Origin of the sequence: Tatumella sp. JGM118 (assembly GCF_018257515.1) — a bacterium.
Taxonomy (GTDB): Bacteria; Pseudomonadota; Gammaproteobacteria; order Enterobacterales; family Enterobacteriaceae; genus Tatumella; species Tatumella terrea.
Map to the genome: position 1 here is coordinate 1 of NZ_JAERJR010000044.1, position 705 is coordinate 705.

General features: G+C 53.0%; 1 rRNA gene. It reads left to right on the forward strand.

Annotation, left to right across the window (positions count from 1 at the left end):
* Nucleotides 1–705 (forward strand): 23S ribosomal RNA (locus JK223_RS16800); the annotation flags it as partial.

Here is a 705-nt window from a genome sequence, read left to right on the forward strand (position 1 = left end):
GGGTGTGACTGCGTACCTTTTGTATAATGGGTCAGCGACTTATATTCTGTAGCAAGGTTAACCGTATAGGGGAGCCGCAGGGAAACCGAGTCTTAACTGGGCGTTAAGTTGCAGGGTATAGACCCGAAACCCGGTGATCTAGCCATGGGCAGGTTGAAGGTTGGGTAACACTAACTGGAGGACCGAACCGACTAATGTTGAAAAATTAGCGGATGACCTGTGGCTGGGGGTGAAAGGCCAATCAAACCGGGAGATAGCTGGTTCTCCCCGAAAGCTATTTAGGTAGCGCCTCGTGAATTCATCTCCGGGGGTAGAGCACTGTTTCGGCTAGGGGGCCATCCCGGCTTACCAACCCGATGCAAACTGCGAATACCGGAGAATGTTATCACGGGAGACACACGGCGGGTGCTAACGTCCGTCGTGAAGAGGGAAACAACCCAGACCGCCAGCTAAGGTCCCAAAGTCATAGTTAAGTGGGAAACGATGTGGGAAGGCTCAGACAGCCAGGATGTTGGCTTAGAAGCAGCCATCATTTAAAGAAAGCGTAATAGCTCACTGGTCGAGTCGGCCTGCGCGGAAGATGTAACGGGGCTAAACTATGCACCGAAGCTGCGGCAGCGACACTTATGTGTTGTTGGGTAGGGGAGCGTTCTGTAAGCCGTTGAAGGTGGTCTGTGAGGGCTGCTGGAGGTATCAGAAGTGCGA